The organism is Kiritimatiellia bacterium (assembly GCA_025054615.1).
GTDB lineage: Bacteria > Verrucomicrobiota > Kiritimatiellia > CAIVKH01 > CAIVKH01 > JANWZO01.
In genome coordinates, this window is the sequence record JANWZO010000011.1 from 47401 (window position 1) to 60267 (window position 12867).

The window sequence follows — 12867 nt, forward strand, 5'->3', positions numbered from 1 at the left end:
CTTTTTTTTATTGCGCTCCACAATCCCTAGAGGTAGTTGTTTGAATATTGTTAGAAGGTGCGCTATATATAGTGGTTGTACTTGAAAGATAGGAAACCGCATCCACTTCACTCTCAACGGACAACGAAGACTAGGATTGATCAGGAGGAACACGAGACATGCTGGAAAGTCGAACGGCGGGCAGTGTGAGCGAGCGGAAGCGCGCGGAAGCTGGCTCTGAATTTCGGAGGCCAGGCCGGAAAAAGGGCCCTCACCGTAAAGCATCCCCTGCGGGTTTGACGATGCGGCGCGTGTTCAGCACAGCCGGGATCAGCCCATTTGACCAGGTCCAATGGGAGCGCCGAAAGGCGACGATCACGGACGACAAGGGTAAGGTCATTTTTGAGCAGCCCAACGTTGAGGTCCCGGCCACTTGGTCGATGCTGGCGACGAATGTGGTCGCATCCAAGTATTTCTACGGCGATCCCACTAAGCCGAATGAACGCGAATTCTCGGTCCGCCAGTTGATTCACCGCGTGGCGCGAACGATCGCCGACTGGGGTTTGCGGGATGGGTATTTCGCGACAAAGGCAGACGCGGAGATCTTTTACGACGAGCTCGTCTTCCTTTGCCTCAACCAGTACGGCGCGTTCAATTCACCTGTCTGGTTCAACTGCGGGCTCTATCAGCAGTACGGAGTCGGCAAAGATGGCGGGCCGGGCAATTTCTTCTACAACCGCAAGACCGGCCAGGTCGAGGTGGCGCCCACGCAATATGAGCATCCGCAATGCTCCGCCTGTTTCATCCAGCGCGTCGAGGACACAATGGAGGACATCATGGAGCTCGCACGCTCCGAGGCCATGTTGTTCAAGTACGGCTCGGGCAGCGGGACGGACCTGTCGACCCTCCGGTCCACGCGCGAGAAGCTCTCCGGCGGTGGGCGACCGAGCGGACCGCTCTCATTTCTGCGCGTCTACGACGCCGTGGCCAGCGTGATCAAGTCCGGCGGCAAGACCCGGCGCGCGGCCAAGATGAACACACTTAAGGTGTGGCACCCGGACATCAAGGAATTTATCGAGGCGAAAGCGAAGGAAGAAAAGAAAGCATGGGCCCTCATTGAAGCCGGCTACGATGGCAGCTTCAACGGTGAGGCCTATGCGACCGTCGCATTCCAGAATGAGAACCTCAGTGTGCGCGTGACGGATGAGTTTATGCAGGCCGTTCTGGAGGATCGCGACTGGACGACGCACTGGGTCACCGACCCCTCAAAGGCAGGCCCCACATACAAGGCGCGCGAACTCATGCGGGCGATCGCCGAGGGCACATGGATCTGCGGGGATCCCGGCGTGCAGTACGAGGACACCATCCAACTCTGGCACACATGCAAAAACGACGGGCCAATCAATTCCTCGAACCCGTGCAGCGAATACATGTTCCTCGACGACACGGCGTGCAACCTCGCGTCGCTGAACCTGATGAAGTTCATGAATGAGGCCGGCGTGTTCGATATCGAACGTTTCAAGGCCGCCGTGGAAATCTTTATCACTGCGCAGGAAATCATCGTCGACAACGCCAGTTACCCGACTCGCGATATCGCGCTGAATAGCCACATTTACCGGACGCTCGGGCTCGGCTACGCCAACCTCGGTAGCCTCCTGATGTCGCAGGGCCTCCCCTACGACAGCGAGGAGGGTCGTGCAATGGCCGCGGCCATCACGGCCATTATGCACTGCCATGCCTATGCCCAATCCGCGCGGCTTGCGGAAAAAATGGGTCCGTTCGAAGCTTTCGCCCGCAACCGAGAACCGATGTTGCGCGTGATCGAGATGCACCGCGAGGCGACGCGTAAAATCGGGCCCTCTTGCCCTGGCTACCTGCGCGAGGCCGCGCAGCGCTGCGCCGACGAGGCGCTCGAACTCGGCCGCCAGTTCGGTTACCGCAATGCGCAAGTGACTGTTCTCGCGCCCACGGGCACCATCGGATTCATGATGGACTGCGATACGACAGGCGTCGAGCCGGACATCGCCCTTGTCAAATACAAGCTGCTGGCCGGCGGCGGCATGCTCAAGATCGTCAACCGAACGGTCAGCCAGGCGTTGCGCAAACTGGGATATGACGCGAAAACCATCGAAGACATCGTCAAATATATCGATCAGAACGACACGATCGAGGGTGCGCCCGGGCTGAAGGAAGAGCATCTGCCGGTATTTGACTGCGCGTTCAAGCCGCGGAACGGCAAGCGATTCATTCCCTATCCGGCTCACATCAAGATGATGGCAGCCGTCCAGCCGTTCCTGTCCGGCGCGATCTCCAAGACCGTTAACATGCCGAATGAGGCGACGGTTGACGAAATCATGCAGACCTATATTGAGGGGTGGCGGCTCGGCCTTAAGGCCCTCGCCATCTATCGCGACGGATGCAAACGAAGCCAGCCGGTCAGCACCGGCAAGGAGGAGAAAAAAGCGGATGCGGTCCGGGCGGCCGCCCCCGCCGAAACGGCTCAGGGCGGGAACGGAGCCAAGGTTCGCCCACTTCGCCGGCGCATGCCCAGCACGCGCCGCTCCATCACCCACAAATTCGATATCGCCGGCCACGAAGGGTACCTCACCGTCGGCCTGTATGACGACGGGACGCCCGGCGAACTGTTCATCACCATGGCCAAGGAAGGCAGCACGGTCGGCGGCCTGATGGACGCCTTTGGCACGGCCATCTCCATGTGCCTGCAATACGGCGTTCCGGTGAAATCGCTCGTCGAGAAATTTGCGCATACCCGCTTCGAACCGAGCGGCTTCACGAAAAACCCAGACATTCCGATCGCGAAGTCGATTCCCGACTACATCTTCCGCTGGTTCGGCATGACCTTCCTCGACGGATACAAGGAGCCGGCGGCGGCGCGCCCGCTGACCCTTGATTCCGGCGATACGCACCACGGCGAATTGCCGCCGACCAGTCAGCCTCGGCAGGCGCAGGCGGTCCCGCAGACCACAAGTGCGCCCGCTGCTGCTCCCGCCTCCACGCCCACACGCGAGTCCCGATCGGGCGCTCTCCAGCGGCTCGACGAACAGTTCGAGCACTTCCAGGGCGACGCGCCCGCCTGCGACAACTGCGGGGCCATCACCGTCCGAAGTGGCGCATGCTACAAGTGCTACAATTGCGGCAATTCGATGGGTTGTTCCTGACCCGCTGAACGGGCGGAATCGGGCTCTGATGTGCAGGTAGGCGGGCCGGAGGGATCTCCGTCCCGCCTCCTCCATTTTCAGCCATGCGAGGCAGGCTGACCGATTCTTCCAGTCCGCTAAAGCGTGTACACCTCGAAGAGTCGTTTCTCCGCGGTGCCTTCCTCCATCTGCGCAACCACCTCGACGAGGTGCGCCAGCGTGGAGTTCTTCAGCTTGTGCTTGAGGAGGTTGTCGAGTTGAAAGATCCCGGCCGAATTGGAGAGCGTGACGGAAATGCGGACGGGTCGTGACTCGCCTTTGTCGATTTTGACGTCCTTGATCGCGAGCGCCGAGACGGAGTGGATGTTCACCTGGCCTGCCTCGAACGGGATACGCGAGCGCCCCTCGGTCATGTCGGTCGTGTCGGCGACCTTGACGACGCCTGCCTCGATGGTGAGGCAGCGCTGATCGGCGTCGTGCGCGATGATCGCGTGCAGGGTCTCCTGCGTCACGATCGTGAGGGCGGGCTCCTCGTAGATGCCGGCCAGTAGCGCGCGCGCCTTCGGGTATGCGAGCCAGAGCGAATATTTCTCGTGGTCATCGCGGTGGACGGAAATCCCGATGTCGTGTAGGCATGCAGCCAGCACGACGATCACCTCGGCATCGTCTCGAGTCAGGCCGTGGTTCCGAACGACGCTCGGCGCGATGCCGCCGTCGACGAGCAGCCGTAGGATTTTCAACGCCGCATTCGCGACAATCCGAATGTGTACTTCGCCATGATCGCTGATTCCGCTTCGATCGACGGCGTTGACATTCGCGCATTTCCAGAGCTGCTTCAGCTCGACGTCGGCGTTGATCCGTTCCAGCAGCATCTTGAGTTTGGAATTGTCTCTGGCGGGAACGTGAAAGCTCATGATCGCAACGCTACTCTGCGAGTCGCCGGCAGACAACTTGATTCCGGCGAGCGGTCGGGGCCAATCAGCGGAATAATGCGTGGGTCAAACCTAGCAGCAGCGGGACGCTGGCGAGCCCAAGCAGGGTCGATGCAAAAATCGCCCGACCCGCGAGGTCGCGATCGCCGCCGTACCGCTCGACCAGTACCCCGCAGGAGATCGCCGTCGGCATCGCGGCGATAAGGACGGACGTCTGGAATACGGCGGTTGAGAGGGGGTGGAAGGCGCTGGCCGTGGCGAGTGCGGCGGTAGTGATCGCGGGGATGAGTACGAGCCGCGCCCATAGTACGCGGCGCAGTGGCGGGTCCATTCGCCATGGCGCGGCGATCGCGCCGAGCTGGGCGCCCGTGACCCACATCGACAGCGGAATCGTGAGTCCGCCAAACGCCGCCAGCAGCCGGAGGGCGGAGCCTGCAGGACCCGGCTGATCGAACCAGCCCCGGCTCTCTGGAATCCCCGCGGCCACCGCCACGCCGAGAACTGTGGCGACCAGCCCGGGATTCGCGATCGCCGCGACGCCGGAGCTCGCGGTTTTGCGAAAGCCGCGGAGAATGGCGACGCCGACCGTCCACAGCAGGATTTGCGCGCTGACATTCACCAGGAGAACAGTGGCCACGCCGTCCGGCCCGTGGAGCAAGCCCGCAATCGGCAAAGGGAGGAATATCCAGTTCGGGATGGCTGCAGAGAGCCAGGCCGTACGGCGTGCGTCTGCGGGAAGGCCTCGGGTCAGCCATCCGGCGGCCCCGATGGACAAAGCCAGAAGGAAAACGCCGAGGCCGATCAACGTTGCCTGTAGCGTTGCCGGCCATTCGCCGATGATGCGGAGCATTTGCGTGAACGTCAGCGCGGGGAAACAAATATCTGTGCAGAAGCGGCTCAGCAGTCGGGTCGACTCATCGCCCACAATCAAGCGCCTGCGGGACCACCAGCCCGCAGCGATTATGCCGACTAGAATCCCCATGCGCGAAACCAATTCCCATCCGCTGGCCGTCATTCCACGCGTTGTACGGCACGACACGGGCGGCGTCGAGCCCCAGCGACGGCTCCGGGGCGATATTCAGTCGACGCTCTGAAGTCGGTTGGGCTGGACCAGCGCGTTGAAGATCGAATTGGCCGCGTCTGCGGTTTCGTGCGCGCGGACAGAGCCGTCGAGGTAAAGCACATTCCGATAATTGGCGCCGTGGTTGTCCCTCGGACCGATCGGCGGCATGTTGCCGGGTGTGGCGGCGCCGTTTTCAATTTCGTTCGATTCATCCGCGAGGACGGGTGCGGTGGACAGAACCTCCGGCGTGGACATCAGATTGTAGCCGGCCACATACATGTAGCTGCAATGCCCGCGTGTGTTGTACGTGTCCGCGCCGGTTCCAAAGAAAGTTTTGGGATCACGGACTTGGATGGAGCCGCCCGGTCCGTCGACTTTGTCGCTGGGGCAGAGCCATTGTTTCGTGGACCGCACGTACTGGTTTGACGCGAGCTTGAGGACATGGTTCCGCATCGGCCATTCGCCGGTCAGATTCCCGCCCGTGTACGCGGGGTAGTTGTCTTTCAGCGGCAGCCAGTCTTCATGATCGCGAGCCCACAGCATGAACGCGAGACCGAGGTCGCGAATGTTCGAGCGGCAGGCGGAACGGCGCCCTTTTTCGATGGACGAAGAGGCCATCGGCGTGAGCAGCGCGGCGAGGATCGCGATGATTGCGATCACCACGAGCAGCTCGATGAGCGTGAAGCCCGATGATATGCGGTTGATTTGTTTCATGGGTACGGAGGTGGACTGATGAAGGCCCGGTACTGGCGCCCGCCGGGAGTCGATTCGCTGTCCCAGGTGGTGCCCGCCGCATTGCGGAAGACCCAGTTAACGCTCAAGACGCGATTGGTCGGGACCGTGATCGCGAGCTGCCACAGATTCGGGCCGATATTCGTCATGGGAATCGCTGAGACGCCATGCCAGGGTTCGTCAAAGCCCACCCATGCGCTCACAGTGGGCGAGCCGTTGAGCGGCCCCGTCGACGAATCGTACGTGATGGTTAGCAGCCCGCCATTCGTCGGCGAATTCGGCGTCCACGTGGCGCGTCCATTGCCTTTGTAGGCGTACACATCAGGGCCGTTGTCCCAGTTCTCAGAGACCGTGCGCGCCTTGAAGATGATGGCGGTAGGGGCGGAGGGGGAAACGGCCAGGTCATAATACCATACGCCGTCGCCGACAAAGGTCATAGGCAGCCCGGGTCCCCAACTGTTCCAGTTTCCTGTCAACCCAACATCGCGAGCACCGGCAAGCGAGCGGCTGTGTTGCCGATACCAGACGCGCAGGACTCCGCCGGTAGCAGGAAGCGGGTTAGGCGTGAACCAAATTCCGATATTGGTTTTGGCGGGGCCGGCATAGGCGGCATAGAACTCGTGGGAAGGGTTGGCGCCTTGGACTATGCTCGTCCAAACGCCGCCCGCACCGTTGGTTACACGGAGGCCGAAATCCATCCAGCCGTGGACGAGATTCGTCGAGATCAGCAGGCCGTGCTGCGTTTCGCCTGGCTGATTACTAAAGACTACTCGTACGAGGTTGCCCGTTAGCCGAACCGCGGCCAACATGGATGGTGCGTTTGACGGCGGAGGCGGGGGCAGATCGTTATTGTCCCAAACAAAGGGCGGCAAGATCAGGTTCGTGACGGATGGATTCTCGAGGAAAAGCTCGAGGTTCGAAGATGGGCTTTCGAGCGCCGTGTTGTCCATTTTGACGACATAAAATTTGTAGATGACACTGCGCGGGGACCGCCCATCGAGCCAGCCGTTGCCCGCGTAGGGTAACGTGGCCAGGTCTCCGCCGACGAGCGAGTAGGGGAAACCGGGCACGATGGCGGAGTCCGTGCCGTCCTCCGTCCACGCCCACGCTCGAGAATAAATTCCGTCGTTGGCGACGAGGTCGCCGCGTGTGCCATCGTCAAAAAGCTCGATGCCGCCGACGTTCCACCCCACGGCTCCGCTGCCGGCCCAGTCGGACACAAAACCGTCGTAATTGAAGCCGCGAAGCGGATCGGACCCCTGCACCAGCACGCGCGATACGCCCGAGCGGTTCCTCGCCGACAAATCGAGTTGGAAGGTGACCAGCGTCCGCTGGCGGACGCCGGCATCTCCGCGGCGAGGATCGGTGTAGAGAGAGATGTAGTCGGCTGAATTGCCCGGCGCACGGTAAGGGGCAGCCGCCGCGCCAAGATGGTCGGTAACGACAAGGTAAGACACATTGGTCGGTAGCGTCAGTTTTCGGGCGGCATTCGCAAAGTCGACAAGTCGGACCGCCTCATACGTGTTGGTGCCCGTGGAGGCGAGAATGCCGCTGTACTTGTAGAACAACTCGAGAGGCGTGCCGGGTGGGAAGGTCACGTCGCGGTAATAGAGTGTGCCGCTCAACGGAGCGAGGGGATTGTTCGTCGAAGGCGGATAGCCGAATGAAAGCGGATACGAGCCGCCATTGACGAAGAAGTTCGATGCCCCCGGGGAAATACCCAAGCCTGAGGCCGTCTCGAGGACGAACCGGACGGTCAGCGGATTGGTCAGTCCGGATGCGGTGGTTTCCAGGCAATAGGCGGTCAGGCGGTGGTTGTTGGCGGAGTCCCGAAGATTCGTGGCGGTCACGAGGACCACGTTTCCGGCGGATGGCAGCGGTGTTGAAGCTGTGAGCAGAGCACTTTTGGAGTCCAACGGGGTGACCAGAGCCGGCGCGACTCCGCCGATGCGCCAGTGTTGCGCGTTGGTCATCCACGCTGCCGCAACCGACTCGCTGAGGCCAACGAAGACGGTGAAGGAGTTCTGCCGTCCGGCCGCGTATTCGATGAACGGCGCGTTCACATCGCCCGAAGCGAGATCGGGCAATCCGTCGTTATTTAGATCCAACTCGATGTCGAGATAGGTGTCGGTCACGAGCAGCCCGTTTGTCCACGAGGCGTTCGGACTGGTCTGTTGCGGAATGGCGTCGTTCGAGCTATAGGCGCTGGCCGGGTTGTTGTTGTGGATATTCGCGAACATCCTCAGCTTGGCGCCGCGAGGGATCTTCTCGCCCGGCAAGACCGTCCCGAATCGATTCGACGCCGGACCCGTCATGGGATATAGCACCGACCACGGAATCCGGGCTTCAAAGCCCACCAGCGCGCAGGCCGGGGCCCCGCCGCGGACGGCCATGTCTACTGGAGTGCCTAGCGGCGACGATCCGTTTCCGGCGTCGAACAGTGAGACGACCGTATTCGAATTCGGCACGGCCACGCCGTCGTACAGAATTTGGATCACGTTGTTGAAGAAGCCTTCCGATGCAATTTGGTAGTCGAGTCCAAATGCGACGGCGCCGGTCGCAGCCGATTTCCGCCAGCCGACATCATTGTATTCGATGTAGGACGGTCCGACGCCCGACCAGTTGGTCGTCGTGTGGGCGCCGGTTCCATTACCCGGATCCACGTCGAGCATCACGACGAGTTTGTTATCGACCTCAGCGCCCTGCAGCGCGATGTACAGAAAATCTGCATCCCAGGTCACGATAAGGTTGGAAATCGAATTGCCGGGGCCGAATGCACCCCCGCCGCCCGTGTACGAAGCACGCACATCTTCGTCGTCATATTCGAGAATACGACCATCCAGCGATGGCGTTAGCGGTGGGGTCGCTAATGCGACGGACATGAAAAACCCACTGAAGATCAGAGCGGCCATCAATTCTTGGTACTTGGTCGGCATGATGACTCCTTTGAATAAAAACGTATTAATTAGCTTACATAATCTTTACGCGTTAGCTAGCTTTTTTGCAGAAATTTCTCGTATAAAACGGTTGACTGCTGCATGAGGGGTGCATGGCAAAGGGGCGGAGCTGAAGCCGCTTGACATTTTTCAAATCGTTTGCTTACGATGCGGCAACTTTTGAATATGGCGAATCAGGACCCTAATCATTGTTCATCGGACGTTGAGGCGTGGGTTCGTCGGACCTTGGTCGTCCAGCAATGGGAGCGGATTAAGCAGGAAATCCTGCTGCACAAGTGGTACGAAAGCGAACGCGCCGGTTACGACATTGGATGGGAGCGCGCTTCAGTGGACTGGCTGGTGCGCTACGGTTGCCGGCGCCATCTTCCGCCCTCCTCCTGAACACGCCGGCATGAACAGATTCGGTCGGACCCGCCGCCTGTCGCCCGGCAGATGGCAGGTGGAGCGGGAACGCTTTCAATTGCCGCCCGATTGTCCACCTGTTCAGGCTGGCGAAGCCGTCTCCATTGGAGATCTGACCGCCGCTGTGCTTTCGGAGGCGGGCCTCGAATCCCGTATGTGGTCTCATGCTCTCTTGAATGAGTGGGCCGACTTGGTGGGGCCCGCGATTGCCCGGAGGGCCCGGCCCGGCTCCCTCGAAAAGGGCGTGTTGACGGTCTTTGTCAGCAATGCCGTGTGGCAGCAGGAGCTCCAGCGGTTCGGCCAGGCCGAGTTGCTCAAAAAGTTGCAGGCACGGTTTGGCGCCGGCCGTATCACGAGAATCCGCTTTGCGCCGGACCCGGACCTCCGCGGTCCTGATCGTTCGAAACGTGGCGATTGCTGATTCTCAGCTCCCGCAATCTTGGCGCTACGATTTCCTTGGCGAAATCGAAGTTGCAGGTCCGCCCCACTCGACCCACTTCACTGCCGGCGTTTCTTACGCCGTAGGCTCGCGCGTTACTCGTTTTGGCCGAGATCACTTGAAAATGCCGAGAAGGCCCGGGAAGCCTGTTATCCCATGTTAAGCCACGATTTTGGAGTGACAGGTTCCACCCCGACGAAGTCCCATCCGGAGGCTCGGGTTCCACTCCGACCGATCTGACATTTACTTGGTAGGATTCCACCCCGACCGCACGCAACGGCGCCGGTGGAACGGCGCCCTCCACAAACGGCCCGGGTGGAACCGTGCCCTCCATTCCGACTGGAAGGACGCCTTCCACGGCGTCCGCAAATCCTATATAGGACAATACCCTTCACGAGGGGCGCGGGTGGAACCGCGCCCGCCACCTATCGCCCGGATGGAACCGTGCCCGCCAAGTCGTCCTTATCTGGTTCACCTCGACCGCTAAAGTGCGAAGCGAGAGGCGATGTGGTCAGACCCTCTGCGGGCGCGTATGTATCGCCACTCCGCGAGCGGCGTATACCGCTCATGACAAAGCAGAAAGCCTTCTTGACATGGCTCTCGGATATGTGCTAATTGTTCAAGTTTGCTTTTGTTTTAGGGAATCTCCATATGAACATCTCGTATCTTGATCGAGCCAAAGAGCGTGTGAACAACGTTCCGCTGCTGATCAATATGGTCTCGCGCCGCGTCCGCCAGCTTATCAGCGGGCAGCGCCCGCTGGTCAAGCCGGACAGCCCGAACCAGCCGCCGATGGAGATCGCCCTCAAGGAAATTGCCGAAGGCAAGCTGACGGCGGAGCTCGGGATTGCCGCGCAGCCGCGGCCGTCGAACCCGGACAATTTCCTGACCCTCTGACCGCCGGGCCGCCGGCGGCGGCGCGAGAGCCCGCGCGGCCGGCCTGCGGGGCAGCCGGGGACCTCGGACTACCATGAGTTCCGCGCCGAATTCATCGTCGGGCGTAAAAATCCTCGCGACCAACCGCAAGGCCCGCCATCACTACCATATCCTGGAAAACATCGAGGCCGGCATCGAGCTGCGCGGCTCGGAGGTGAAGTCCATCCGCGCCGGCGAGGTCAGTTTGCAGGAGGGCTACGCGACGGTCGAGAACGGCGAAGTGTACCTGCACGGCGTGCGCATCCAACCGTATTCTCACGCGCGCGCGGCGGACCAGGATCCCGACCGTCCGCGGCGCTTGTTGCTGCACAGGTCGCAAATCAACCGGCTCCTCGGCCTGACCGCCATTAAAGGGCATACTCTTTTGCCATTGGACTTGCATCTGAGGAACGGGCGGATCAAGGTGGAGTTGGGATTGGCCCGAGGGAAGCAATTGGTGGACAAACGCGAAACCCTCAAGCGGCGAGAAGCGGATCGCGAGGCTCGCCGCGCGATGGCAAGGGCCAGGAAATGAATGGAACGAATCTCCAAGTTGACCTGTTAGGAGGAATGACATGATGAAACGAATCGTGATCTGGGGATTGTTGGGTCTTTTGCCGCTGGCCGGCGCGTCCGCTGGCAACCCCAAAGTCGTCGATCAGTTCAGCGCGGATCAGTTGATGACGGTGGGCGACTCGATCATTACCACGCGCATTTACGTTGCGCGGGGAAATGTCCGGTCGGAAACGGTGATGCCCGGGTTGCCGGAACCTTCTGTGACTATTATCAACGGCGCCCGCAAGGTAGTATGGGTGCTGATGCCCGGCGGGATGTATCTGGAACGGTCGATTGACATCAAAGAAGACATGTCGAATGCCGCGTGGGCCGATCCGAACCTCCTCGAGCCGGTCGGCAAGGAGACCATCGACGGCGTTGAATGCGAAGTCTTCCGCGTGAAGGCGCCGGATCAGGACATTCTCTACTATGTTCGCGCGTCCGATCGGATTCCAGTGCGAATGTCGAGCCAAACCCACAACGTCCGAGTCGACTGGAAAAACGTCAAGGTCGGACCACAGCCGGCCAACCTGTTTGAATTGCCCCCGGGCGCGAAGAAATTCGGATTGCCAGGGGGCTTCAAGATTCCCGGGCTGCAATAGAGGCGGGAGTTGCGGCATAACGTCGCCCCGCCGCGCTCGGAATCGCGAGCTGGGCTTCGCTTCCGCAGAGGTCGGGTCCGTCCCGGCCGCTTGGAAACTTCCATGGCGTATAAAAGCCGCGGAAGAAATTTCCATGGTCTGGAAAAACGGCCTGAAAAATTTCCATTGTCTGGAAAAATCGCGAAAAATTTTTCCATGGTATGTAAAATCGCCGCGAAAAATTTCCATCGTTTGGAAAATAAAGCCGTGGGCTTTTCCATGCTCTGTAAAATCTCTCGGATCGGCTGCCGGAGTACCCGCGGAACATGAGCGGGCGCTGGACCGTTCCGCGGATTCGCGAGTTGAAGGGCCGGCAGCGGTTCGCGGTCCTGACGGCGGCGGATTTTACGGCTGCGCAACTGATCGACGAGGCGGGGCTGCCGATGATCCTCGTGGGCGATTCGCTCGGGATGACGGTCCTCGGCTATTCGACGACCCTCCCGGTGACGCTGGAGCAGATGCTCCACCACTCGGCGGCCGTGCGGCGCGGGGCGCCGAACGCGCTAGTGATCACCGACTTGCCCTTCCTGACCTACCAGGCGTCCATCTCGGACGCGATCCTGAATGCCGGCCGATGTCTGAAGGAGGCCGGCGTGGACGGGGTCAAGCTCGAGGGGGGCGAGATCCGCGCGCCGCACGTGCGCGCGCTGGTAGAAAACGGAATTCCGGTCCTCGGGCACATCGGGTTGCTGCCGCAGAGCGTCCACGCGATGGGCGGCTACCGCGTCCAGGGCCGCACCGAGGCGGAGGTGGAGCGGCTGATTCGCGACGCGCGCGCCCTCGAAGAAGCCGGCGCCTTTGCGATCGTGTTGGAAGGTATGCCCGCCGGCGCGGCGCGGCGAATTACGGAGTCGGTCGGCGTGCCGACCATCGGGATTGGCGCGGGGCCGTATTGCGACGGGCAAATCCTCGTCCTCCACGATCTGCTCGGGCTGACCGAGCGGCCGCCGCGGTTCGCGAAGCGCTACGCGGATCTGCGCTCAGAGATGCGGCGGGCCATCCTGCAGTATCGCAACGACGTCGAGGCGGGGTCCTTCCCCGGGCCGGAGCATCAGTACTGAAATCCCGCGCCGCCCCAGGCGTGCGCTGGCCTC

At 61.1% G+C, this 12867-nt stretch carries 11 protein-coding genes; 7 read left to right on the forward strand and 4 right to left on the reverse strand.

Annotation, left to right across the window (positions count from 1 at the left end; all coding sequences use genetic code 11):
- The first annotated feature begins 158 nt into the window (after positions 1-158).
- Positions 159-3158, forward strand: coding sequence for a vitamin B12-dependent ribonucleotide reductase (locus NZ740_06580; GenBank protein ID MCS6771677.1), 3000 nt, complete (start codon positions 159-161; stop codon positions 3156-3158).
- A 116-nt stretch (positions 3159-3274) separates the two neighbouring features.
- On the opposite strand, the gene NZ740_06585 is transcribed toward NZ740_06580, so the two are convergent.
- From NZ740_06585 to NZ740_06600, 4 genes are all read right to left on the reverse strand, one after another.
- Positions 3275-4051 (reverse strand): HD domain-containing protein, encoded by a 777-nt coding sequence (locus NZ740_06585; GenBank protein MCS6771678.1) that lies wholly within the window; start codon positions 4049-4051, stop codon positions 3275-3277.
- Between the two features lie 64 nt (positions 4052-4115).
- The gene (locus NZ740_06590) at positions 4116-5051 is read right to left on the reverse strand and encodes an AEC family transporter (protein ID MCS6771679.1); all 936 of its coding nucleotides are present in this window, start codon (positions 5049-5051) and stop codon (positions 4116-4118) included.
- Positions 5052-5147: 96 nt separating this feature from the next.
- Positions 5148-5846 carry a prepilin-type N-terminal cleavage/methylation domain-containing protein gene (locus NZ740_06595; GenBank protein MCS6771680.1) on the reverse strand — a complete coding sequence of 233 codons (699 nt, stop codon included), beginning with the start codon at positions 5844-5846 and terminating at the stop codon, positions 5148-5150.
- Positions 5843-8800 carry a hypothetical protein gene (locus NZ740_06600; GenBank protein ID MCS6771681.1) on the reverse strand — a complete coding sequence of 986 codons (2958 nt, stop codon included), beginning with the start codon at positions 8798-8800 and terminating at the stop codon, positions 5843-5845. The genes NZ740_06595 and NZ740_06600 overlap by 4 nt, the downstream gene beginning before the upstream one ends.
- 186 nt (positions 8801-8986) lie before the next feature.
- Between NZ740_06600 and NZ740_06605 the strand changes: the two genes are divergently transcribed.
- The 6 genes from NZ740_06605 to panB all read left to right on the forward strand — a co-directional run bounded on the left by NZ740_06605 (position 8987) and on the right by panB (position 12834).
- A complete protein-coding gene (locus tag NZ740_06605) occupies positions 8987-9202 on the forward strand; it encodes a DUF4032 domain-containing protein (protein ID MCS6771682.1) in 216 nt (71 codons plus the stop codon).
- Positions 9203-9212: 10 nt separating this feature from the next.
- Positions 9213-9644 (forward strand): DUF721 domain-containing protein, encoded by a 432-nt coding sequence (locus NZ740_06610; GenBank protein MCS6771683.1) that lies wholly within the window; start codon positions 9213-9215, stop codon positions 9642-9644.
- A gap of 669 nt (positions 9645-10313) precedes the next feature.
- Positions 10314-10559, forward strand: a complete 246-nt coding sequence (gene rpoZ / locus NZ740_06615) for a DNA-directed RNA polymerase subunit omega (GenBank protein ID MCS6771684.1) — start codon at positions 10314-10316, stop codon at positions 10557-10559.
- Positions 10560-10632: 73 nt separating this feature from the next.
- The gene (gene smpB, locus NZ740_06620; protein MCS6771685.1) at positions 10633-11112 is read left to right on the forward strand and encodes an SsrA-binding protein SmpB; all 480 of its coding nucleotides are present in this window, start codon (positions 10633-10635) and stop codon (positions 11110-11112) included.
- A gap of 40 nt (positions 11113-11152) precedes the next feature.
- Positions 11153-11734: a DUF4412 domain-containing protein gene (locus tag NZ740_06625; protein ID MCS6771686.1), complete on the forward strand. Its 582-nt coding sequence runs from the start codon at positions 11153-11155 to the stop codon at positions 11732-11734.
- A 305-nt stretch (positions 11735-12039) separates the two neighbouring features.
- Positions 12040-12834 (forward strand): 3-methyl-2-oxobutanoate hydroxymethyltransferase, encoded by a 795-nt coding sequence (panB, locus tag NZ740_06630; protein ID MCS6771687.1) that lies wholly within the window; start codon positions 12040-12042, stop codon positions 12832-12834.
- Positions 12835-12867 lie beyond the last annotated feature (33 nt).